The organism is Bacteroidota bacterium (genome assembly GCA_017303975.1).
Taxonomy (GTDB): Bacteria; Bacteroidota; Bacteroidia; order JAFLBG01; family JAFLBG01; genus JAFLBG01.
Genome location: JAFLBG010000015.1, coordinates 1 through 25,033, shown reverse-complemented (window position 1 = coordinate 25,033; position 25,033 = coordinate 1). Strand labels below are relative to the sequence as shown.

The 25,033-nt window shown below is 35.2% G+C and carries 20 protein-coding genes; 6 read left to right on the top strand and 14 right to left on the bottom strand.

Annotation, left to right across the window (positions count from 1 at the left end):
- Window positions 1–4 precede the first annotated feature (4 nt).
- The 4 genes from J0M08_07030 to J0M08_07015 are packed head-to-tail and all read right to left on the bottom strand — an operon-like array spanning window position 5 to window position 3,993.
- Window positions 5–1,891, bottom strand: a complete 1,887-nt coding sequence (locus tag J0M08_07030; GenBank protein MBN8702800.1) for a sulfatase-like hydrolase/transferase — start codon at window positions 1,889–1,891, stop codon at window positions 5–7.
- Between the two features lie 56 nt (window positions 1,892–1,947).
- A complete protein-coding gene (locus tag J0M08_07025) occupies window positions 1,948–2,628 on the bottom strand; it encodes a DUF5011 domain-containing protein (GenBank protein ID MBN8702799.1) in 681 nt (226 codons plus the stop codon).
- Between the two features lie 31 nt (window positions 2,629–2,659).
- Window positions 2,660–3,100: a hypothetical protein gene (locus J0M08_07020; protein MBN8702798.1), complete on the bottom strand. Its 441-nt coding sequence runs from the start codon at window positions 3,098–3,100 to the stop codon at window positions 2,660–2,662.
- A gap of 2 nt (window positions 3,101–3,102) precedes the next feature.
- Window positions 3,103–3,993: a hypothetical protein gene (locus J0M08_07015; protein ID MBN8702797.1), complete on the bottom strand. Its 891-nt coding sequence runs from the start codon at window positions 3,991–3,993 to the stop codon at window positions 3,103–3,105.
- Between the two features lie 186 nt (window positions 3,994–4,179).
- Here J0M08_07015 and J0M08_07010 point away from each other — a divergent pair, with 186 nt between their 5' ends.
- The 5 genes from J0M08_07010 (at window position 4,180) to J0M08_06990 (ending at window position 9,293) form a co-directional block, all read left to right on the top strand.
- The gene (locus J0M08_07010) at window positions 4,180–6,330 is read left to right on the top strand and encodes a transglycosylase domain-containing protein (protein ID MBN8702796.1); all 2,151 of its coding nucleotides are present in this window, start codon (window positions 4,180–4,182) and stop codon (window positions 6,328–6,330) included.
- Between the two features lie 54 nt (window positions 6,331–6,384).
- Window positions 6,385–7,083, top strand: coding sequence for a CoA transferase subunit A (locus J0M08_07005; protein ID MBN8702795.1), 699 nt, complete (start codon window positions 6,385–6,387; stop codon window positions 7,081–7,083).
- Between the two features lie 68 nt (window positions 7,084–7,151).
- The gene (locus J0M08_07000) at window positions 7,152–7,808 is read left to right on the top strand and encodes a CoA transferase subunit B (protein MBN8702794.1); all 657 of its coding nucleotides are present in this window, start codon (window positions 7,152–7,154) and stop codon (window positions 7,806–7,808) included.
- Window positions 7,801–8,937 carry a hypothetical protein gene (locus J0M08_06995; protein ID MBN8702793.1) on the top strand — a complete coding sequence of 379 codons (1,137 nt, stop codon included), beginning with the start codon at window positions 7,801–7,803 and terminating at the stop codon, window positions 8,935–8,937. The genes J0M08_07000 and J0M08_06995 overlap by 8 nt, the downstream gene beginning before the upstream one ends.
- Window positions 8,928–9,293: a YraN family protein gene (locus J0M08_06990; protein MBN8702792.1), complete on the top strand. Its 366-nt coding sequence runs from the start codon at window positions 8,928–8,930 to the stop codon at window positions 9,291–9,293. The genes J0M08_06995 and J0M08_06990 overlap by 10 nt, the downstream gene beginning before the upstream one ends.
- An 11-nt stretch (window positions 9,294–9,304) precedes the next feature.
- On the opposite strand, the gene J0M08_06985 is transcribed toward J0M08_06990, so the two are convergent.
- Window positions 9,305–9,832: a CopD family protein gene (locus J0M08_06985; GenBank protein MBN8702791.1), complete on the bottom strand. Its 528-nt coding sequence runs from the start codon at window positions 9,830–9,832 to the stop codon at window positions 9,305–9,307.
- A gap of 73 nt (window positions 9,833–9,905) precedes the next feature.
- Here J0M08_06985 and J0M08_06980 point away from each other — a divergent pair, with 73 nt between their 5' ends.
- Window positions 9,906–10,418 (top strand): acyl-CoA thioesterase, encoded by a 513-nt coding sequence (locus J0M08_06980; protein ID MBN8702790.1) that lies wholly within the window; start codon window positions 9,906–9,908, stop codon window positions 10,416–10,418.
- A 155-nt stretch (window positions 10,419–10,573) separates the two neighbouring features.
- Here the strand turns inward: J0M08_06980 and J0M08_06975 are convergent, their stop codons facing one another.
- The 9 genes from J0M08_06975 to J0M08_06935 form a co-directional block, all read right to left on the bottom strand.
- Window positions 10,574–11,428, bottom strand: a complete 855-nt coding sequence (locus J0M08_06975) for a hypothetical protein (protein ID MBN8702789.1) — start codon at window positions 11,426–11,428, stop codon at window positions 10,574–10,576.
- A gap of 329 nt (window positions 11,429–11,757) precedes the next feature.
- Entirely contained in the window at window positions 11,758–11,997 is a 240-nt protein-coding gene (locus J0M08_06970) for a hypothetical protein (protein ID MBN8702788.1), read from the bottom strand.
- 181 nt (window positions 11,998–12,178) lie between these two features.
- A complete protein-coding gene (locus J0M08_06965) occupies window positions 12,179–12,883 on the bottom strand; it encodes a hypothetical protein (GenBank protein MBN8702787.1) in 705 nt (234 codons plus the stop codon).
- 55 nt (window positions 12,884–12,938) lie between these two features.
- A complete protein-coding gene (gene gmd / locus J0M08_06960; protein ID MBN8702786.1) occupies window positions 12,939–14,027 on the bottom strand; it encodes a GDP-mannose 4,6-dehydratase in 1,089 nt (362 codons plus the stop codon).
- Between the two features lie 51 nt (window positions 14,028–14,078).
- Window positions 14,079–14,891 carry a deoxyribose-phosphate aldolase gene (gene deoC / locus J0M08_06955; GenBank protein ID MBN8702785.1) on the bottom strand — a complete coding sequence of 271 codons (813 nt, stop codon included), beginning with the start codon at window positions 14,889–14,891 and terminating at the stop codon, window positions 14,079–14,081.
- A 48-nt stretch (window positions 14,892–14,939) separates the two neighbouring features.
- Window positions 14,940–15,320, bottom strand: a complete 381-nt coding sequence (gene gcvH, locus J0M08_06950) for a glycine cleavage system protein GcvH (GenBank protein ID MBN8702784.1) — start codon at window positions 15,318–15,320, stop codon at window positions 14,940–14,942.
- Window positions 15,321–15,414: 94 nt separating this feature from the next.
- Complete coding sequence (gene sprA / locus J0M08_06945) at window positions 15,415–22,662, bottom strand: cell surface protein SprA (GenBank protein MBN8702783.1); 7,248 nt, start codon at window positions 22,660–22,662, stop codon at window positions 15,415–15,417.
- A 13-nt stretch (window positions 22,663–22,675) separates the two neighbouring features.
- Entirely contained in the window at window positions 22,676–23,266 is a 591-nt protein-coding gene (gene ruvA / locus J0M08_06940; protein MBN8702782.1) for a Holliday junction branch migration protein RuvA, read from the bottom strand.
- Window positions 23,267–23,289: 23 nt separating this feature from the next.
- Window positions 23,290–25,033, bottom strand: a 1,744-nt coding sequence (locus J0M08_06935; protein MBN8702781.1) for an NADP-dependent malic enzyme, incomplete at its 5' end; no start/stop codon positions are given.

Sequence of the window (25,033 nt, the reverse complement as noted above, 5' to 3'; positions counted from 1 at the left end):
GCTGTTATTTTTTAGTAAATCTTTTTATTGTCATTCTGTTATTTACCATGCACTCATCATACGTTTGCAAAAATGCCTTTAAGCTTTTTTCTTTTATTAATAAGCTTTTTGACGTGTTTGCAGCTTCATTTTCCTGATTCTTAAAATCTGAAATAGACAATGTTTTTTTGCCGTCAAAATAAATAGCAGCTGTACTATCTATCGCTTGGAATATTCCATCGGAGTAGCTTAATGCAAAATTAGTTTTGGAGTTATCGAAGAGATTAAATCCAAAACTAAAATAAGGCTCGTCATAATTTAAATAACTAAGTAGCGAAGGCATAATATCAATTTGTTGAGCAACTTTATTTTTTTTCCCTAAAAGTAATGTATCGTTAGGGCAATAGAACGCAATAGGTATAGCCAATTGCCCTGTTTTTGTATTGTAATCATCGTCTGCTAAAATTCCGGTATGGTCTGCAACTATCACAAACACTGTGTTTTTATACCACGGCATTTTTTCAATGCTGTTAAAGAAAAGCTGTAAGCTGTAGTCGGTGTATTGCACACATTTGTGAATAGGAGATTTTCCTTCTGTAAATTTGTTTTTATGTTGCGTTGGAATAGAGTAGGGGTGGTGTGAACTAAGCGTAAATACAGTTGATAAAAAGGGTTCTCGCATTTCGTTCATTTTTTTTGCCGAGTATTGTAAAAAAGGTTCATCCCAAATGCCCCATCTGCCATCATAATCAGTGTCATTTGCATACTCTGTTCTGCCTATATAACTATCAAATCCGGCTACTGCCGCAAAGGAGTTAAAGTTCATAGTTCCATTTGTTCCTCCATGAAAAAAGGCTGTTTGGTATTTTTTTCTTTTTAAACAGGTAGCAATACTTTCTATACTATTCTCACTATAAGGCGATGAAATAAATGGATCTTCCATAAGTGTAGGAATAGAAGCAAGTATAGCTGGAATGCCTTCTATAGATTTTTTACCATTTGCATATCCATTTTCAAAACAAAAAGATTTTGCCAAAAGTGAATCTAAAAATGGAGTGTAGGTTTGCTTACCTGTTAAGTATCCAATATATTCTTTAGAGAAACTTTCTAATATTAATATAACAACATTATGTGGTTTAAATTCTTTTTCCCCTTTATGAATAGGGCTATATAGGCTATTTGCTACTTCTTCAGAAAAATATTTTTTAGGTTCAATACTATTTTTTTCAATACTCTTAATAATTGAAAATGGAGTGTTTAATACAAGCGGAATATTTTCTGCCTTTGTGTACTTACTTGCATCAATGCTATTAATTGGTCTTAACTGAATGCCTCCTCTACATAATATTAAAAATATACCAATTAAAATAATTGCCTGCATACTATTTGCCAACCAGCTTATTTCATTTGGTAGAAATCGTTTGATGATAATAGTAAATACTTTATATAGTAGATAAACTGTAATTGCACCGGCTATAAAAATATACCAATAGTAAAGTAGAAAGGTGGGCAATAGCCTGTATAAGTCGCCTCCTTGGGTAAAAAAATCAAATACATGTATTGTAGATCTTTTTAGTGTATAGGGATAGTAAACCACATCTACAAAATTTGAAAATAAGGCAATTGAATTTGTAATTACAAAGAAGTGTTTTAAAAAAAAGAGGTAACCATGCTCTTTGTTAAATGCAATAAATCCGAATAGAATAGCAAATGGAATATTTAGTATAAAAATTCCAGCTAGGTCAAAACGAAACCCTCCTATAATTATTTTTACTAAATCGGAGTTGTTTTGGATAACAAACAAATTTGAGTTGGCGGTATAGAACGCGATACGCGAGAAAAAATACAACACCACCATTACTAATAAGAGTAGCAATAGTGCACTTAGTTTATGAAAAGCCTTCCTCGCCATTTTAAATAACAAAGGCTACTTTTTAGGTAGCCTTTTGTAAGTGTTAGTTTTTAATATTACAATTTGGTGTAAATGCCTTTGCATACATTGTTTGGTGTAGATAATGTAACGTGGCTAAAATACATATTTATAATAGTTACAGATCCTGTACTTATGGAACTAGAAAGCGATGACCCAATAGGATTTCCAAATGTTCTAGATACCGCAGGGCTGCCGCAAACTACAGTTTGTGTAGGAATAGATAAGGAGTTAGTTGTTAAGTTAACATCAAAATAGGCTTTCCCATTCACTTGATTTCCAAATGTGGTTACCCACATACGTTTGTTTACTGACTTAGAAACAGAAATTGTTTCGGTATAATTTGTTGTGGAGCCAATGCCAAAAGGCGTTTCATCAGCTACTGTATAACTACCAGCATATGCTTCCGCTTCATTATATATTCTAACATTGCGAGTAACAGATGATTCATTGCCTGAAGCATCCATAACCGTATAGGTAACGGTATAGGTAGCGGCAGAATCTTTGTTTACAGGATTGTCAACTTCAATTACAGACCTTAAGTCCCCGTCTTCATCATCCATCGCACTTGCACCTTGGTCGGTATAAGTAGCGTTTAGTGGGCTACTCACATTTGCATCTCCAATTAGCTCAATTACGGGTAGTGTAGTATCTTTTTTCTTACATCCAACACTCAAAATCATGAAAAATAAAAAAGAAAAACAGATATATTTCGTCATGAAGTAATTTGTTAAAAAATGGAATCCGAAATTATTTTGGATCTTTAAATCCAACTAGTATAGACACGCAACCAGCTTCTACCATGTCTTTGTTTGTTCCAGCAGGAGCAGAAACTTCAACAATCATTTGCTGTGTAGCTTGCACATTAAAATCAAAATAATTTATGTTATCTTTTTTGTTTTCAAACAAAACATTTTTGTTCATGTCCATTAGTTTAAATCCAATTTTGCCAAGTACTTCTTGAGAGCAAATAAATAATCTATATTCTTGACCTGAATAAAATGTCATTTCTAATTCTGCCGACTCACCCGCACGTAGTACTGTGCTATTCATTTGACTATTATTTGTATATGGAGCAAGTTTTGGCAAACAGCCTTTTACCATTAGTTTGCATTGTGCATTAGACATGTTTGCATAAGATGCAACAAAAATTAATACAGCTACTTTTAACAGATTTAAACGATTCATCATACTTATTTTATTAGGTTATTTCTAATTGTTTCTATTTTGTTTGTTATTTTTTTTAATTGTTCGTCATTAATCTCTACAACTGTTTCGCCACTAATAGTACTTATTTTATTAGCTGCATCCGTTTTTATGGTATGTTTAGATTGGTTTATTTTTATTTCGTCAAATAGTGTGCGCAGCGATTTTAAATCCTCAATAACCAGATTCAAATTATCGTCTGCCGGATAGCTTTCTAACAAGGATAATACATTGTTTAAGGATAGTTTTTGTTCTCCGATACGGGTTTTTATTTCGTTGTTATTAGTTGTTTCGGCAACTTTTGTAGCTATGTACAATCCTTCTACCCAGCCTCCTGCAATAATTAATGCAGATATGCCGGCTCTGTTTTCGTTTTTTAAATGGGAGTCTGCCACCCAATAGGCATCGGCAATTATTTGAAGTATAGAATCTCTGTTCCCTGAGTTAGCTTCCATTCTCGATGCTGTTCCATCGTCAAATGCATTGCTAATACCCAATTCTTTAGATAGTTTATTTACACATTTTAAGTAAAGCATTGTTTCTTGCGCCTGGTCGAATATACTTGCAAAGCTCATGTCTGTGCCATAAACTCCTAGATTAATCGCTTGGTTGGCAGAGGTAGTGTATTTGCCAATGTTCTCTACATCATTTAGGTATTTTAAATTGTAAACAGCTCCTGCTTTTCGTAATAGACCTGCCATTTCTATTGGAGATGGAATAGAATAAAAAATGTTGTTAGCTTTTTCGGGTTGACTCTCCTTTGTAGAATCAACAGTTTGAGTATCCTCATTTTTTGAGTGGTTTTCACCACAAGAAGAAAGTAGAATAGTGAAGCACACCGCTACTAAAATAAAACAACGTAAAAAGGCACTTTTCATATGAGCTTCTAATATACTAATATTTTTTTATTGCAATAACATTATTGTATTCCCAATAATATTAATTTTAAGCGTATTATACACAATAGTTTGGCAAGTAAAAAAGGAAATAAAATTAAGAAGTATGCGTGGCTTATTCTCATAAGCCCAATTTTGCTGCTATTTCTGTTGGTTACGTTTGTAGCAATGGGGTGGCTTGGGCCGTTGCCTTCTATTTCGGAACTTCAAAACCCAAAGAATAATTTAGCTTCAGAAATATATTCATCAGACATGAAGCTGCTAGGCAAGTATTATGCCGAGAACCGTGTAAATATTAGGTTTAAGGATTTAGATACGAATATGATAAATGCCTTAATTGCTACTGAAGACATTCGTTTTTACAGTCATTCCGGCATTGACGGACGAGGCTTGTTAAGAGTTTTGGTAAAAACGGTTATTGGTGGCGATCAAAGTTCGGGAGGAGGAAGCACCATAACACAGCAATTGGCAAAAATGCTTTTTCCGCGTGAGAAGAATGCGTCTAAATTGAGCTTGGCTGTGCGCAAATTTAAAGAATGGGTTATTGCCGTAAAACTAGAGAGGCAGTACACGAAGGATGAAATTTTAACCATGTATTTAAATAAGTTCGATTTTATTAATAATGCAGTTGGTATAAAATCTGCAGCTCAGATTTATTTTAATTCAACTCCGGATTCGTTGCGTATTGAGCAATCAGCAATGTTGGTTGGTATGGCTAAAAATCCAGCTTTGTTTAATCCTATCAGACGGCCAGAGCGTACGCAAGAAAGAAGAAATGTGGTGTTGTTTCAGATGCACAATTATGGTTATTTAAATAGACAACAATACGATTCGCTAAAAGCATTACCTCTAGGATTGGAGTTTAAACCCGAAGGACACAACGAGGGGTTGGCTACTTATTTTAGAGAGCATTTGCGCGATAAGTTTCTGAAAAATTGGTGTAAGGAAAATAAAAAACCTGATGGGACAGAGTACGATGTGTACAGAGATGGACTGAGAATTTATACTACCATCAATTCTCGTATGCAAAAATATGCCGAAGAAGCTGTGTCAGAGCACATGGCAGATATTCAAGAATTGTTTTTTAAAGATTGTAAGCGCAAAAAAAATGCACCTTTTGCATGGAATGTAAATAAAAAGGAAATAGAGCAAATAATGAAAATGGCTGTTAAGCGCTCCGAAAGATATCGAGTTCTTAAAATTGCAAGCATGCCCGAAGATTCTATCAATTTGGTATTTAATGCACCTATAAAAATGAAAATATTTACATGGAAAGGCGAGAAGGATACTATTATGAGTCCGTGGGATTCAATAAAATACGCTAAAAGTATTTTGCAAACAGGTTTTATGGCTATGGATCCACAAACGGGATATATCAAGGCTTGGGTGGGCGGCATTAATCATAAACATTTTAAGTACGACCATGTAAAAGAGAGCAAACGTCAGGTAGGTTCAACATTTAAACCATTTATTTATGCTCTTGCAATTCAAGAAGGATATTCTCCATGTTATAGAGTGCCGAATGTTCCTGTAACTATTACGTACGATGATAAACAATGGACTCCTTCTAACTCGGATGACAAGGACAATGGGAAAATGGTAACATTGCAATTTGCATTGGCTCGCTCCATAAATTTTGTAACAGCTTATATCATGAAGCAATTTGGGCCAAAAGCTGTTGTTGATTTTGTGCACCGAATGGGTGTTACAAGTACAATAGACCCCGTGCCATCAATCTGTTTGGGAACAGCAGATATATCTGTGTTTGAGATGGTTGGAGCTAATAGTACTTTTGCCAACAAAGGACGTTGGACAGAGCCAATTTTCGTTACTCGTATAGAAGATAAGAATGGCAGGGTGTTGCAAGAGTTTATTCCGAATACCGAAGAAGTGATGAGCGAAGAAAAAGCGTATGTAATGTTATCTCTTATGAAAGGTGTTGTACAATATGGAACAGGCGTGCGTTTGCGTTACAAATACAAATTAAATTCTCCTATTGCCGGTAAAACTGGTACTACCCAAAACAACTCCGATGGTTGGTTTATGGGGCTTACTCCCGATATCGTTGCAGGTTGTTGGGTTGGAGCTGAAGATAGAAGTGTACATTTTAATTCAACCGACCAAGGGCAGGGCGCAAGTATGGCATTGCCTATTTGGGCTAAATTTTTTCAGAAAGTATATGCCGATAAAAAATTAAAAGTATCTCAAGGTGATTTTGATAAACCACAGAAAAAACTTGATATAGAAATGGACTGCAGTAAATACGATAGAGAGATGGATACCAGTGATGATTACGATCCTTTTGAATTTGATAAATAGTGCTTTTAGTTAGAAATATAAATCACAAAATTTAGTACATAAATAATTGAAGGAATGAATAAAACAGTAACAAATGCAGAAGAAGCAATAAAAGATATACAGGATGGGATGGTGCTCATGCTTGGAGGTTTTGGTTTGTGCGGCATACCGGAGAACTGCATTGCAGCATTGGTAAAGAAAGGGGTTAAGAATTTAACTTGTATTTCCAACAATGCAGGTGTTGATGATTTTGGAATTGGATTGATGTTGAAAGGACATCAAGTAAAAAAAATGATTTCCTCTTACGTGGGCGAGAATGCAGAATTTGAACGACAGTTACTAAGTGGCGAATTGGAAGTTGAATTAATTCCGCAAGGAACTTTAGCTACACGCTGTATGGCTGCCGGCTATGGAATGCCTGCTGTATTTACTCCAGCTGGGGTAGGTACAGAAGTCGCAGAGGGTAAGGAAGTCAGAAGTTTTAATGGAAAAGATTATTTACTTGAACATGCATTTGATGCTGATTTTGCGATTGTAAAAGCTTGGAAAGGCGATGCTCACGGCAATTTAATTTTTAAGGAAACGGCAAGGAACTTTAATCCATTGATGGCAATGGCAGGTAAAATAACTATTGCAGAGGTAGAGCAATTAGTTCCTGTTGGAGAATTAGATCCTGATCATATTCATACTCCAGGTATTTACGTTCATCGTATATTTCAAGGTGTGGATTACGAGAAAAGAATTGAACAACGCACGATAAGAAAAAAAAGCTAGAAAGCCCTCCTTGAATAGGTTTGGAGCCGTTGTTAGATTTAGTGTAAATCAAAAAACAATCAACTATAATGTTAGATAAAATAGGAATAGCAAAAAGAATTGCACAGGAACTGAAAGATGGATACTATGTAAACCTTGGTATTGGTATCCCTACACTAGTTGCAAACTATATACCGCAAGGAATGAATGTGGTGTTGCAGTCGGAGAATGGATTGTTGGGAATTGGTCCCTTTCCTTTTGAAGGAGAAGAGAATCCGGATTTGATAAATGCCGGGAAGCAAACAATTACTACCATTAAAGGTTCTGCTTTTTTTGATTCGGCAATGAGCTTTGGAATGATTCGATCCGGAAAAGTTCATTTAACAGTACTTGGGGCCATGGAGGTAAGCGAACAAGGTGATATAGCAAACTGGAAGATTCCCGGAAAAATGGTGAAAGGAATGGGAGGCGCAATGGATTTGGTGGCATCGGCAAAAAATATTATTGTGGCTATGCAACATGTAAATAAAGCAGGAGAGTCGAAATTACTTCCTAAATGCGATTTGCCTATTACCGGCCTAAAGTGTGTAAAACGTATTGTTACTGAATTAGCAGTTATTGATGTTACATCACAAGGGTTTAAATTGATAGAGCGCGCACCGGGTGTTTCGGTTGAGCAAATAAGAAACGCAACAGCAGGAAAGCTCGTAGTGGAGGGGGATATACCTGAAATGAAAATTGACTAAGCATTCAAAAAAAATAAATTTTTCTTTCGAAGAGGGCGTTATTGGTGTAATGGCTCTCTTTTTCTTTTTGTATATAGCAATTAGAGCATTTGTTATTCCAATTACCTGGGACGAATCTTATACGCTGAACGAATATCTTTTAAAAGATATTTTGTTGCTCAGGAAATTTGATTTAATGTCGGCTAATTTTCATTTGCTCAACGTGTGGTTGAGTTGGCTTGTTGCTAAGCTATTGGGGTTCTCAACGTTTGTAATTCGTATTCCTAACATAATAGCATTTTTGTTTTATTGTTTGGGTGTAAATAAAATAGTTCGGCTCTATATAGCAGATTATAGAAGTGTTTTATGGTCTTGTTTGTTTATTGTAAATCCATTTTTACTTGATTTTTTTGGCTTGTGTAGAGGCTATGGTATATCTTTCGCCTTGTTAATATGGAGTATTTATTTTTTTCTATTGTTTATTACAGGAAAAAAGACAATTATATATTTTTTTCTTGCCAGTATATTAATTCAATTGGCTTGTTTGGCAAATTTATCGATGTTATATACATGTGTATCCATGAATGTTTTGGGGGTGTTTATTTTAATCAGAAATAAATTTACATTTCACCATTCAGAAAAAAAATTAGTGTTTACTTGGTTTGTAAGCAGTATTGCTTTTTTAATTTACGTAGTATATAATTTGATTAACCTGAAAGCCAATGGTAGTTTGTTTTATGGTGGCAATACTGGTTTTTGGTTCGATACCATTAATTCCATTGTTTTCAAAAGTTTTTATGGAGCTTCTTACCCTAATTTTGTTCAACTAGTTATAAAGATTTTTTTTCTTTCTAGTAGTGCATTTGTGGTTGTTTCCGCAATTAAAGAAAAAGGTGTTCCTGCAATTGTTTTGCTAGCAGGCGCTACAGTACTTATAAATATTCTTACTTCTCTCTTTTTTGATGTAAAATATTTAGTGGATAGAACAGCTTTGTTTTACTATATCCTGTTTGCTTTGGTATTGTTTGATTTGGCAAAGACAATGAATAATAAGGCTGTAGAGCAGGTTTTTTTAGTAGGAGTTGTTGCAATGTTGGTTGTTAATTTTTTTGTTAGTTTTAATTTTGAATATTATTTGTTATGGAAGTAACACCCAAACATATTGGTGATAAAGGCGAGGTAATTGCTGCTGAATTTTTAGAAAGAAAAGGATATAAAGTTGCCCATAAAAACTGGAGAGTAAAGCAATACGAAGTTGATATTATTTGCGAAACAAAAACAGAAATTGTTTTTGTAGAAGTTAAAACACGAAAAACTGCAGCGCTAGGAGCCCCGGAGAGCTTTGTGGATAAAACAAAACAACGAAATTTGATACAAGCTGCAAATTACTACATGCAATCTGTAAATGCAGATAAAGAATTTAGGTTTGATATTGTTACTGTTATTTCAAACAATCAGGGGCAAAAGGTAGAACATATCGAAAATGCATTTATGCCAAGATGGTAGCTTTTTAAAAATTATTCCGAACGTTTTTTCTTGTAAATTTGAATAGCAATATACATTGCCGCCACAAGTGCTACAATGCCTATGAGCAGCCAGAGCAGTCCGGAGTTGCTTTTCACCACAATTAAAAAAACAATGGCCACAAGTAATATACTTGCCACCTCATTCAATATTCTGAGTTTAAAGGAACTTAGAGGGAATATATCTTTTTGTGCTTCTTTAAATATTTTGTGGCAATACACATGATAGATTCCTAATGCAAAAACAAACAATAGCTTTACAATAAAATAAGCTTGATACAAAAACACTGGATTTTCATATACTAACCACGGGCCAAAAATAAACGTGAAAATGGCGGATGGCCATGTAATGCCATACCATAATCTACGTTGCATAATTTTAAATTGTTCGGATAGTATGTTTTTTTCTAGTTCGGGTTTTTCTTGCGCTTCTCTGTGGTACACAAAAAGTCGTACAATGTAGAACAAGCCCGCAAACCAAGTTACTATGAAAATAATATGAAGAGCCTTGATGTATAACATATTGTAAAGTTACAAGTTATCTAACAGATAGTCTCAAAAAATCTTCCTATTTTACTGTAACCAAAACTATATTATGAAATCGAAATATATACGAGAAACGTTGTCTATAATGACAGAGTTTGTTTTGCCCAATGATACCAATGCGTTGGGGAATTTAGCCGGAGGAAGGTTGTTGCATTGGATGGATATTTGTGCTGCTATAGCTGCACATAGATTGTGTAAGCGTGTGGTGGTTACTGCAGCAGTAAATAATGTCTCTTTTAATCATGCTATCAAATTAGGGAGTATTGTTACCCTTCAGGCAAAAGTTTCACGGTCTTTCAATACCTCTATGGAAATATTTATTGATGTATGGGTAGAAGATGCAGTTACCGGAGATCGTACAAAATGTAACGAAGCTATATATACTTTTGTAGCGGTAGATCAAAATGGTTCTCCATTGCCTGTTCCGCAAGTTGTGCCTGAAACAGAAGAAGAGAAAAGCAGATTTGATGGTGCTTTGCGCAGACGTCAACTGAGTTTAATTTTGGCAGGAAAAATGAAACCTAATGATGCAACAGAGTTGAAGGCGCTATTTAATTTGTAGAGAAAAAATGCCTTACTACAGATACTGTTTCCCTTGCAAACACTTAAAGTCGTTTTGCATTAAGTGGGATTTCTCTACCCCAAGAACTAAGGACCGAAATATTCTCAAGCGAAACAATTACAAAAAAGTGTAATTTTATTAGTATTTATGTCGGGCTAATATGGAGAATAATTGGTAGTTGTGGTTTTTATTTTGTTTAACCTAAGTAATTGACTAAAATTTTCAAGCTTATCGTGAACTATGTATCCTAATTTTCTTTTTCCGTTCTTAAAAATAAAATAAAAAGAACTACCCCAGTCATAACTAGTTGTATTTGCAAAAAATGAAACTTCTTCAATGTTTTTAATGTCAATCTCATATTTTCTAGGTAGTCTAAAAATATATTTAATAGTTATTTTTTTTTCGTAAAAATGAAACTCACATATTCGTCTGAAAAACTGAGCATGCTTTAGTATAATTAATAATAATAAAACTACAGCCATCAGCCAATAATTAAAGATGTATTTACTGTCAACTTTAGAAATAGCAAAGTAGGGTACTCCAATAAGTATTAACCATATAAATTCGCGTATCATATAAATTCCCCAAGGTGGGTAGCTTTTAATATATGTAGATTGATTATAGGAATCCTCCGCTTTTGTATTTCCTGTAATGAGTTCTTTTGGGCTAAGGCTTGTTATGTAGTTATAGCTTTCGTTTAGCAGGGGTGTAAGCCTTTGTGAAATAAACTCTATTGATTTGCCCGAAACATAGGTTTTGGTTGTGTGAAATCTTTTATCTTCTTTAGTGGAATGTGCTACACAGCATAATGTCCAAGAGTTTTTTTTATCGTCAATGTAATCTTGATAAACTGCTATATTATAGCTTATTCCATCTTGTATCCAATATATATCTACTACAAAATCATCATAATATACATAATCATTTCTCTGCTCATAATTAAACCTAAAATTTAACCCTTTTTCTTTAGAAAATAATTTTACTTTTTGTTTTATATTTTTAAAATTCATCAAACTTAATTACGGTTATAATAAAGAGTGAAGAATGTTGGGTGTTAATCACGAATATAATAACCTATTTTATTGCATTAAAGTGTCCTGAAATTAGGTGCTTTTACCAACATTGTTTTTTACAATATTAAATATACAAAAATATCTTGTTGTGTGGTTTGGCTTCCGTTATTGACAATGGAGAATCCATAAACTAATTTCACGAATTCTTTAAAATTCCAAAGATTGAACTGCAAAAACGGGCTTTTTTGCGCACTTTTGCAGTTTATGAAAAATGCTGGATGCAGTTTGTAACTTCACGCTAAAACTACATTGCAATTTAAAACTGCTTATTCCTTGTGAAAAGTTGTATAAATCATCTTGAGGCATTTAAAATTTCTATTCTCCTCCAATCTGTCTTTTCTCGCTTGCTCATTATTCTGTCTCATTTCAGCGAAATCAATTTCTACACCACCCAATACTTCAAGCGGTGTATTGGCAAAGTGAATTTGTTTAGGGCGATTGTTATACTGTTCAACCGTATTGTCTATGGCAGTCAATAGCTCTCCTCTATCTTTAAAGACTTTCAACTTTAAAAATCGATATTTAATTTGCTTTATTACAGCTTCAATCATACTATTCGAAAATGAAACCTAATGATGCAACGGAGTTGAAGGCGCTATTTAATTTGTAGAAGGAGTTTAGTTTAACACAGATAAAATTTTGTTGATTTAGCGCCTATGTAAGGAGGGACTACTTTTTAAAAAGGAACTATTTTTTATCCAGTACAAATACGCCAAACCCCACACAGTTATTGCGACTTATAAACTGACTTTGAATTAATTGAAAATTATTTTTTGCAATTATTTTTTCGAAAGAAATTAGATAGTCTGTGCCACGGGCATTAATTACATTGTCTAGTCCATAAAATGTTTTTCGTGCTGTAATCCAATTCGCGTCTAATTGATTAACAGATGTGTTATATAGTTTGGCAAAAGCTTCTAGATTATTATAGATAGTTACAATTACGACAGATTTTTTTGCTAGGTATTTTAATGAATTTTCAAAGACTCCAAAACTTTCGTAGCTGCCATCATTTAAGGCAGAAGAAATATTGGAGTCTATCACTAAAAAATTATAATCATCTCGCAATAGCTTTCCATTTGCAATAGCCTCAACACTATCTCCGCATATTACTTTAGCGTTTGGATTTATTTTTTGAGCCTGTTTTGCATAGTACGGGTCAATTTCCCATAGTTCTAGGTAGTCGGTTAGCTCTGCATAATCTAAGGAAGTGCTGGTTCCAATAAAGCCAAACACTTCTAATGCAATAATTTTTTCAGGAAGATATTTATTCGATTGCAATGTTTTGATAATAAGTTGCAAAGCGGTAAATGCTCTTTCTCTAGAGAGTTTTAATGCAAAAAATCTACTAAATAGCTGCCTTTTAGTGTATAGATATTTCTTTAAACTCATCTATTTTTTGGCAATGGTTGAGCTGTAATTAACAAAAATGAATTATTTACTTAACCTATTCATTAAAATTCATCACATCGTGCCCACCGTCTAATAAATATTTATCTCTTTCAAACACTTTAAGATCGCTTGCAACCATTTCTTTTATTAAATCTTCTACGGTGTATTTAGGTTTCCACCCCATGTTTTTATATGCTTTGCTGGCATCGCCCACAAGCAAATCTACTTCTGCAGGGCGGTAATATTTTTTGTCAATTTCTACTAATATTTTTCCATTGGCTTTGTTTATTCCCTTTTCATTTTCTTCTTTTCCTTGCCATTCAATATCTATTCCAACTTCTTTAAAGGCTAAGTCTATAAATCGTCTAACAGATATTTTTTTGCCTGTTGCTAATACATAATCATCTGCCTCTTTTTGTTGCAGCATCATCCACATTCCTTCTACATAATCTTTTGCATGACCCCAATCACGCTCAGAGTCAATGTTTCCCATGTAAATTTTTTCTTGCAAACCTAAATGTATTTTAGCAACTGCTCTTGTAATTTTACGAGTAACAAATGTTTCTCCGCGTATTGGACTTTCATGGTTGAACAAAATTCCATTGCATGCAAACATTCCGTATGCTTCTCGGTAGTTTTTGGTTATCCAAAATCCGTATAGTTTGGCTACTCCGTATGGAGAGCGAGGGTAAAATGGTGTTGTCTCTTTTTGTGGTATTTCTTGCACCAATCCGTATAGCTCGGATGTAGAGGCTTGGTAGAATTTGGTTTTCTTTTCAAGACCTAGAATTTTAATTGCTTCTAATAAACGCAGTGTACCAATTGCATCTGCATTGGCAGTATATTCCGGTGTTTCAAAAGATACTTTAACATGGGACTGAGCCGCCAAATTATAAATCTCATCGGGTTGTACCTCTTGAACTATTCGAATTAAATTTGTGCTATCGGTTAAATCGCCATAATGTAAAAAAAGTTTAACTCCTTTTTCGTGCTGGTCCTTGTATAAATGGTCAATTCTGTCGGTATTAAAAAGAGAGCTTCTGCGTTTTAATCCATGAACAGTATATCCTTTGCTCAACAAAAGTTCTGCAAGATATGCTCCGTCTTGTCCTGTAATTCCTGTAATTAATGCTACTTTAGACATGCTTGTTTTTTTTATAAAAATAGTATAAAATAATTAGGTTTACTCATCTCCTTATAATTGATTTACGTAGGATAGTGGAGGAGGTTTGAGGCTACTAATGGTTTCGTTTAATTGAATAATATTATCTAGCAATTTGCTGGTTCCTATTCTGAAATAATTTTTGTGCAACCATTTGTTTCCCAAAATGTTTTTTACAATGCTGTAGTAATCCAGTGCTTGATTAATGTTGCTAATGCCTCCAGACGCTTTTATACCTACCATTTTTTTATGAGTAATAAAATGCGCTAAAATACATTCACAAATAATTTCAATGGCTTCATTGGTTGCACCAATGGCTGTTTTTCCTGTTGATGTTTTTATAAAGTCTGCCCCTGCTTTTATGGCTACCTCGGTAGTTTTAGCTATTATTTCTTTCGACTGTAATTCTCCGGTTTCCAAAATAATTTTTAGAGTAATGTCTTTTCCGCATACTTCTCTTATGGTCGCAATTTCCTCATATAAATCATCCCACTTTTTGTTTAGTGCCTTGTATCTAGGAAAAACATAATCAATTTCATCGGCACCATGATCAATGGCATATTTTACTTCAGAGGTTTTGATAGGCAACGGTACTTGCCCACTTGGAAAGCCGCCTGCTACTGAAGCGGTTTTTACAAAGGTGTTTTTTGTTATTTTTTTTGAAGATTTAATCCAAATTGGGTAAATACAAATAGCTGCTACGCCATTAGTAATTCCTTTTTCGCATAAGGAGGATATGTTTTTGGAGTCGTCTGTACTGTTTAGCGATGTTAAATCAATACAAGAAACAAGATGAGTTAAAATACTACTTGGTATTTTAATGTTTTTAGCGTGCGTTTGTGTCATAGTGTTTTTATAACACTACAAGTTAAAAATTAATAGGTGTTTGAAAAATTATTTACCTATCAAGTTTTTATAATCATCTGCACTTAGTAGAGAGTTTAATTCGCTTGTGTTGGAAAGTTCTACTTTTATCATCCATCCATCGCCATATGGGTCAGCATTTACCTTTTCCGGATTTGTTGTAATGGCAGGATTCACTTCTGTAATTTTTCCCGATACAGGCATAAAAAGATCTGAAACTGTTTTTACGGCTTCAACGGTACCAAAAATTTCCTCTTTAGTTAAAGTCTCTCCTTGGGTTTCAATTTCTACGTAAACAATATCACCCAGTTCGCTTTGCGCAAATTCTGTAATTCCAATAAAAGCAGTGTTGCCTTCTGTGCGAATCCATTCGTGATCTTTTGTGTACTTTAAGTTTGATGGGAAATTCATAGTTTTTGTTTTTGGTACAACAAAATTATACTTTTTTTTCTTGTAGCAATGGGTGTCGATGGTCTTACTCAAAAAAAAGCAGAAACTTCTTAGTTTATTGAGCTAACGAGAAGCGTAATGCAATACCCCAATTTGTATTTTGGCTAGGGAAGGTGTTAGATACAATAGGGTTGTTAATTACGCGATTGTAAAAAAATCGGATGTTTAATTTGTCGCTAAGTTGGTAATCTGCGGTGGTATTTATGTTTATTACTCGCTGTCCGGCTTGTGGCTGGCTTACTTCCTCGTTTATTCGTCTTATAACGGTGCTGTTTCTTCTAATAGAAAGATCGGCTTTTAAATTCATGTCGCTTTTTACAGCTTTTCCTTTTATTTTTATTTGTTTAATGGTAATGTCTCGTATTCGATAACCGCTGCCAATAACAATTTCACGACTGGTAGTTTCGGTTAAAAGTTGCGAACCGGTGCTCAACGAAATATTTCTATCTCTCTTAATTTCTATGTTACTAATTAAGCTGTTGTTCCAGGTGGCATCTAGCTTTAATAACGGGCTAAACTGCTCTGAAATGGTAACGGCTGTAATAATTTTTTCAGGTACATAGTTGTTGTCTACCAAACCTCTCACGGATGAGTAGCCTTTACCTTCGTCTTCGATAAATAATAAGTTGTTGCCATACGAACCCACATTATACGTTGATTTGTATCCATGAGACAGTGTGAAGCTCTTGAAATGTTTTTTTACTTTTTCGAGTTTTTGCAATCCATCGTAGGTAATTTTCCAATTAGGCAAAGGGATTAATGGAAATACATTGGTATTTGCTTTGGTTGGACGTTTCCCGGAATATGCGCTCATAAAGGCCGGTATTAATACGTCTTGAGAAAGTTCTCCGTATCCATCATAAAATCCATCACCTCCTTTTGCAAGAGTGGAGCCTGTTTTTTCATTTCTTTCCTGAGCAAGTATAGCAGACACATCTGCACGGTAGTTAAGTAGATTTTGGAAAACTTCGTTGTCGTAGGTGCCTTTTTCATCTTTTTTGAATGCGGTTCTAATGGTTAAGTACGACATAGAAAAATTTCCACTTTCAACAGGAGATTCGCCTTTATAAACTTGTTCTAAGTTATCCCAACGATAAAATTCGTTATAGTTGCGAGAGCGAGTCTGGTTTGCAGTAAGCTCAACTCTAAAGCTTGGAAGCGGTTCCATGTTTGCTCTAAAATTAAGTGTTTTGGAGCTGGTGTTTGAATAAGGTAAATTGAGCAACGGATTTTTTATGAGCCAACCTTCTTTCCCGGCTTGTGGTCTGATATCTTTTTGGCTACCGAAAACAAATCCAAATCCTGGTGCCATAGTTTGTGGGTTAATACCAATTATTTGAGTAGAGTCGTTAAATCCGGGTAATATAGTTCCGGAATTATGTGTGTAGTTTGCCGATACATTTCTTATACTAAGAATAAAGCGAGTAACATACTTAAATGCATCAAAATTGCCGGATTCTTCTTCTTTCTTTTTTTCTTTTTTCTTTTTAGCGTCAGTGGAGTCTTTAGGCTCTTTTAGATTGAAATTTTTTGCCACTTCTTTCTTCTTTGCTGCTTCTTTATTTTTTTGTTGTAATACTTTTTTAAAGTAAGGTACTTTGTTGTACAGCGTAGTCATATTTAGCTGTGCATTAAATTGTTTAGAGTTTGAGTTTTGAATAGTATTTCCAAGCGAGTCGGCCGCAAAAGACGCTCTTGTCCACATGTAAGTACTTGAGTAGCGGACAGACGATGTTACAAAATCAAATAGTGGAATTTTGTTAATAGGTATGGTATAATTTACATTCGCATTTTGTCGGAAACTTGTATTTATTCCTAAATTTTTAATATTGTCCATCACACTATCTCTTTTTTCTTTGGTGTCTATTCTTCCTCCGGGTTCCATTATACGAGCTGTATTGGAGGCGTTGTAATCAAGTTTTATCCCTTTCGACAAATCATAATTTAAATTGTAATTTCTATTCCAGTTAAATGTTTTGGTATAGTTTGTTGGGAGTTTAAAGTCAGTAGCAGTAATGTCTCTGTTTTTTATTTCACTAAAAGCTCTGTCAATATCACTTGTAAAGCTGTATTTGTTGGGGTATGGACTAAAATTAAAATCTCTAACCAACGCTAAATGTTTAGATTTTAAAAAAGAAATTTTTGCGAAAGGTTTTATACTTTTCGGATTTGCAGAATAGTTGTAGGTAAGCCCAACTCGGTGCGACCGTTGTGAACTATACTCAGTATTAATGTTTCGTTTGTACAATTCGTTAAATGCGTATGTAGCCGAAAAATTCGACAAATCGTAAATATGAGATTTTTTGGCATCCGGGCTTTTTTCTTTACGTACGTTGGTAAAGTTTATACTTCTACGTTGCGTATAATCTTCTGTGATTCGCTTTAAGGAGTCTCGTTGTGCTTTAGGCAAATCCGGGAGAACTTTTTTCATTTCAATATCCGGGTCAAGTGGGTTGAACTGAGGTGTTTTTATGGTTTCTCCAACACCAACATACATAGGTATTTTAACGCCTAACTTATCCGGTAATAATTTACCTACTTCTAAGCTCGAAGAAATGTCGTACTGTTTAACCGTTTCTCTGCTTCTTTCACTTACTTTTTTCTCGATACTTCCAAAAAATGGTGTGCTCATATTTCCTGCCAACGATAAATTACCTAAGTCGGCTAGTTTTGCATTTACACGCGCATTTGCAGCCCAACCGCCACGTTTGTCAAATTCAGATAATCGTAATTCGTTAATCCATACTTCTCCGCATTTTGCCTGGCCATCGGCACTTTTAGGATTTCTAACACCAATCATCACTACTTTTACAGACGCTAGATTAGGGTTACCTACAATGGTTATTTTGTTTTTCCCTTCGGGGCTGTCTTCATCAATAATGGTATAGGGCATTTGATTATTTATGTTCGGATTTTGCCCCACAGCCAAATTCCTTTTTAGTTTTGCTTCTTGCAATAATTCAAACGGGAGTTCTAATCTATTCGCATCCGGCCAAACACGCAGTTGGTCATCTTGGTTATTGTTCGTGTAAGTACCAGCAGGTGTAAGTTGAAGCGGAATTTCATATTCGTAATAGTTGTTTATGTAGTCCGTTCCTAATCTAATAAAGGCAGTAAGTTCATTGTCTTTTAAATTGTCATTTGCAGATGATTCAGCATGAACAAACATTTCAATTTTTTTGAAAGAGCGTACATCGTATTCCGTGTTTTTAAATACAGCTCTTGCTTCGCCATCTTTTAAATCGCATAGGCGCAATGAAAGAGCTTGTTCATTTAAAAGGGTTTGTCCTACAGATTGAATATTGTTTTGTCTTTCGATACCCGGAGGTAATACATAATTTACAGGATTTCTATTAGAGTTCTCTTCAATATTTACACCCGACATGGTAAATAGTGTAGTAGCGTCATTTGGGTCGGCAAACTCTCCTGGAGATAAAATTGGTTTTTCGTAAACACGCCACTGGTTACTTACCAATTCGAATCGAGCAAATCGAAGTACAATAGGTTTGTCAAAACCTTTTAAAAAAGTTCTAATAAAACGGATAGATCTAAAATCTTCAATTTCTCCTATTTTGCTGTCAAATTCTTTAATTGGGATTTTGAATTGAATCCATTTAACAGGCTTGTTTATTCCTTGTGGATTAGCAGTAATAATATCCGTAATGTAGTTTTGTCCTACGGTATTTAAATCTCCCGGTCGCATACTAATTTTGTATTGAAAATAGTTTTCAATTTCGTTTAGTGTGTTGTCTCTGTTTATATCTTCCTCGTTGGGGTTGGCCGATGCCATGGTTGGATATTTATCGCTATTCAAGTTGTCGGACTGTTCTTGTGTTGGAGAGTTCCCTTCCAATCCGTTCCATTTTTTGTAGCGGTCTAATGTTTTTAATTGCGCATTGTCATAATCATCATCTCTGTAATAATTATAATTATCTGCCGATGGATCGCTGCTAACTAAGTCGTATGCAGGCGAAGTTGTTCCATATTTTGAAGCAATATCTTGTAGATACGAATTAAAAAAACTTCTTTCTTCGTCATCGTTAAAGCCGTCTAGTCCTACATCCTGAAATTCTCTTCCGGTAAGTTCAAATGCTTTGTTTACGGGCTGTATAATTGGAATTCGTCCCCAGCTGGTTGTATCTACGTTGGTAATATTCGCTGAGTTTGGAAATCCGTTTTCATAACTTCTTCTTGAATCTCTTAGTACATCTTCGGAAACGTTACCGATGTTTAAGTATAAATCACCGGTAGTGCTGTTAAAGGTGTTGTCCACATTGTACGGATCCATCATCCAAAGTTGGACAAACCCAATATTAGCTGCTTCAAAATCGTTTGTTTCAATTCTACGCATAATACCACCCCAGCGGCTTTCCGGATTTTTTAAAGTTCCGTTTACTGTTATTGAAGTGTCGTAGTTATAAGCACCGCGCTCTTCCGGATAATACGCTAAATCAAGTGTTTGAATAGGTTGTGGTTGATTGTTCGGGTTTTGTCTGTTAGGGAAAACCTCTTGCTCAATTACTTGTCGTGTTAAATGGTTGTTAAAGTCGGTAGTAGAATAGTAGCTGGGAGTTTTGTTACTGGTTTCTATTTGAAACAAATTATCTAATTGATACCATGCTAATTTAGCTCTATTTCTATTGTATCTAATGTCGTTTATATACGAACCTTCTGGAAATAGAAGTGGCTGGTTTTGGGGCGTACTGGCAATGCTCCAAGCAAATTGAGATCTTAAGTCGATGGTATTTTGACTTCCTTCAAAATCGTCAATGTAGGAGTTCCCTTCTTTTCCAATTGCTTTTGAATGTCCGGGAATTAAATGCGCAAACTCTCCTGCAACATTAATATTAGAAGGCTCTTTAGTAGATATGAGCGGAAGTTTGTCCAAAAATCTTGTTATAAAAGGAGCTTCGGTACGGTAGTTTCCGTCCAAGCCCCAAATGGTATTTTTAATTGGCTCATCACCAATATTTACTTTTTGTGTTATTGGTCGTTCATTTAACCGTAAGATAGTTCCTCCCAAAGAAAAGTCTCTGTTTACTCGGTAATCGAGTCGAGTACCAAATAAAGATTTAGATTGAATATTAAATAAGGAATTGCTTTCTAATGACACCTTTATGGGCGTTCCTGAATTTAAGATTCCTTGATTAATAATTTTAACACGTCCTAATGTGTAATCTACAGTATAGTCAACATTTTCTTGCAATACCATACCTCCGGCTGTTACATTTACAGAGCCTTGCGGGATGTTAATAGCGTTTAACGAAATTTCAGAGCTGCTAGATGATTTGTAAGTTCCTCTAAATTTAAAACGATTTTTGTCAGGATGCTGTTGCGCAGAAACGCGTGTAGAGTCATATAGTTGTTCAAATACGAATTGGTCGGCTACGTTTTGATCGATAAATTTAGACCGAAGGTCCTTTCCAAAAGGCTCGATGGTAGGTAAAAAGATTCGTCCATTATTTGGCGTGATTGTCAATCCGTCCAAAAAGTCAAACGTTCCATCCGGTTGCGCATCTCCATTTACGTTTATTTTATCCATTCGTAATGTTTGTAACAGTACTCTGCCACTCACATTAGTTTCTGATGCAGGAGCTGGTAAAAAGTTGATGTCTGTTCCTGTAGAAGGATTTGAATAAACCGCATCTAATTTAAAATCTTGAGGGTTTACTTGGTAGGCGCCAATAGAATATACGTTTTTCATCATTAAATCCCACAGCTCCGATTGATTTCTTGGGCTCATAATTTGGCCTTTAAGCATTTTTACAATAAGCAAGCTATCGGTTGCAATGTTATCGGTAGAAAACTCTCCAACTTGAAAAGTTTGACCATTGAAGGTGTATTGGAATGCAACTGCTAAAACTTCATCTTGCAAGCGTTGGCTTAATGAAATATAACCCAATCGAGGGTTAAAGGTAAATTCGCTTGCTGATAATTTTCTGGCCTGCTCCAATTTTACAAAATGTTTGTCTGTTAACCCAAGTGGTAGTAAAATAGGAACAGCGGTATTTATATTTCTTATGCCCGGAAAGTTGGTTGTTAAATTTTGTGGATTTAAGGTGTTGTTGCCATTTTGAGGATTTTCTGTTGCACTTGCAAAGTCGGCATAAATAGTTGGCGTTGTATGACGTGCTGTATCTCCTAGGTCAGTTAAAGCTAGAATGTTTCGTACGTTATCTTGAGAGCCATTTCGGTTGGTAACCCATACCTCTACTTTTGTAATATTTATTCCCGATGAAACAATTGGTAACGTTGCCATTGCACCGTTGTATTTATTTCTAAAGTATTGTGATAAGAAATAATGTTTGTTGTCCTCATACATATCCGCATTAATCTCAAACTTACTGATTTGCGCACCCCCGGTAACTTCTACTTCGGAGCGTTTGCCGCGTTGTTGAGAAAAGACAGTTGTAGCTGTAAGTTTTCCAAATTGCATTTGGGTTTTTATACCAAATAAGCTTTGGCTTCCTTGAATTAAAGACCCAGTAAGTGGTAAACTAACATTTCCAGCTTCAATTTTTTTAATAATATCGTCTTCGTATCCATTAAATTCCAATTTCATTTGATTTTCAAAATCAAATTGGGCTTGGGTATTGTAGTTGGTAGATATTTTGAGCTTATCTCCAATTTTACCTACCACGTTTAGCTGTATATTTTCGTTGAAATCGAAGGTGGTTATTTTACGCTGTCTTTCGGGTAGTGCCGGATTTTTATTGCGAGATGTATTAGCTCCAAAAGATAGTTCTGCAGACCCTTGCGGACGGATGTCGATTGTGTTTCCTCCAAATATTCTATCAAATACTTCGCCACCTACGTTTAGTTTGGGTGCAAATACTTTAGATGTATTGCCGCTGGTTAAATTCTCCGCTTCATTTTTTTGTTTCCAATAGCCTTTTACAAATTTGTTTAGTTCGTAGTTGCTAAACTCCTCGGCATCCATATAGGTGGGAGTGCGGTATAGTTTGTCGCCAATTTTCTGAACAATGTTGTATGTGCCGGTTATTGGGTCGTATTCAATGGTTGTAGTTATGTTCCCTGGATTATTAAGTTTTAGACCTCCTGTATTCGGAAAGTTTAATGGGTCTTGATACGAGTCTTTAAATTTATACTTCAGTTCTTCTGCTTTACCTGTGTCTCCGGAATTTGTGGTGGTTTGCTTTTCTGATTGTTGTTCGGATGGGGCAGAGGTAAAGTTATAGCGGTATTTTCTTTCTACACGAGCTCTAGCACTGGAATTCCACATAAGTGAAAAGAATACAATACATGCAGAAAAGAAACTTATATGTTGTTTGTATTTCTTCAAAACTAAAGGCTAACTAAATGTTTTTTAATGCTTGTTTAATAAGATCTTCTACAGAGTTTATAGAAGGGTTAACCTTTAATGCTTTTTCAATACCTTTTTCTGCTATATTTTTGGCAAATCCCAACATGTTTAAAGCAGATAACGCTTCAGTTTTAAAAGTATTGTTATTAGTAATAAAAATATTTGCACCCATATCTTTGGATGAGATGCCCACTTTGCCTTTTAAGTCAACAATAATGCGCTGTGCAGACTTTTCTCCAATTCCCTTTACGCCTTTTAGAAGGGCTACATTTCCCGTAGCAATTGCAGTTGATATTTCTTCCGGTGATAAGGACGATAAAATCATTCTAGCAGTACTAGAGCCCACCCCTGATACCGAAATCAACATCCTAAACATTTCTCGTTCTTGTTCGTCTGCAAATCCATATAGTGTATGTGCATCCTCTCTAATGGCTAGATGGGTAAATAGTTTGGCAGATTTTAATTCACCAATTTTAGTATAGGTATTTAGGGAAATATTCACTAAAAATCCAATTCCATTGCACTCTACCACTACGTAAGTGGGGGTTTTTTCGGTAATATTTCCTACAAGGTGATTATACATGTTAAATAAAAGACGTGAATATATTAAAAAGTTGCCTGAATTTTTTTTGTTTGTGCATCAACTACGGCAATTGTTACCATGTTTACTATTTCTCGAACAGAACTACCTAATTGTAATATGTGAACCGGTTTTTTTAAACCTATTAGTATTGGTCCAATTGCTTCGGCTTTGCCCATTTCTTGCATAAGTTTGTAGGCAATATTCCCGGCAGCTAAATTTGGAAATATTAATGTATTTACCTTTTTATCTAATAATTCAGAAAATGGAAATTGTTCCTTAAGTAGCGCATTATTAAGTGCAAAATTTGCTTGCATTTCTCCATCTACAATTAATCCCGGATAATCTTTATGCAGCATGTTTACTGCATCTCTTACTTTGTTAGGTATTTCGCCTTCGGCAGATCCAAAATTAGAGTAGGATAACATGGCTACACGCGGAGTAATGTTAAATTGCTTTACAGTACTTGCCGTTAAAACGGTTATATCTACTAAATCTTTGGCAGTCGGATCTACATTCATGGTAGTATCTGCAAAAAAGAAAGGACCTTGTTTAGTTACCATAATGTACATTCCCGCTACACGACTTACGCCTTCTTGCACCCCAATTACTTGCAATGCAGGTCGTATTGGGTCGGCATATTTTCGGGTAAGTCCGGAAATCATTGCATCTGCATCTCCCGTTTCTACCATCATGGCGCCAAAATAGTTGCGCTCTTGCATAATTTTACGCGCTTCAAATAAGGTATATCCTCTGCGTTTACGTTTGTTAAAAAACAGGTCGCCAAACGTATTACGTCTTTCTTCTTCTTCCTTGCTGCGTGGGTCTATAATTGGAATGTCTGATAAATCGAGACTGTGTTTTTCTATCAGCTCTTTTATTTTTACAGGGTCGCCTAAAAGTATAGGTTTTGCAATGCCTTCGTCTTTAACTTGCTGTGCCGCTTTTAAAATTTTATAATGGTCGGCTTCGGCAAATACAACACGTTTCGGGTTTTGTTTGGCTCTATTTGCAATGCTTCTGATTAGCTTATTATCTAACCCTAGTCGGTTATTTAATTCGGTTTTGTAGGCTTCCCAGTTGGTAATACTTTTTTGAGCTACTCCTGATTCCATAGCCGCTTTTGCAACGGCAGGTGCAACGGTGGCAATAAGTCGGTGGTCTATAGGTTTTGGAATAATATAATCTGATCCAAAAACAATATTTTTTAATCCGTATGCAAGATTTACCGAATCGGGCACAGGTTCTTTGGCTAAGTTGGCAATGGCATAAACCGCTGCTAGCTTCATTTCTTCGTTTATTTTGGTAGCACGAACATCTAATGCACCCCTGAAAATAAACGGAAATCCAAGTACATTATTTACCTGATTAGGATGATCGGAGCGGCCTGTAGCCATAATTATATCTTCTCGAGCGGCAATTGCTTCTTGATAGGATATCTCAGGAGTTGGGTTGGCCAATGCAAATACAATTGGGCGGGCTGCCATGGATTGAACCATTTCTTTTGTTACAATATTACCTTTTGAAAGGCCAACAAAAACATCTGCACCAATCATTGCTTGCGGCAAGGTCTCAATATTTTTTAGGGTAGTAGCAAAGTGTCTTTTATTGTCATCGATATCTGTTCGTGATGTGGTTATAACACCTTTGCTATCTAGCATTACAATGTTTTCTTTTTTAGCTCCAACAGCAATGTAAAGTTTAGCACACGATATAGCAGATGCACCTGCACCATTTACCACAATTTTTACTTTGTCTAATTTTTTGTTT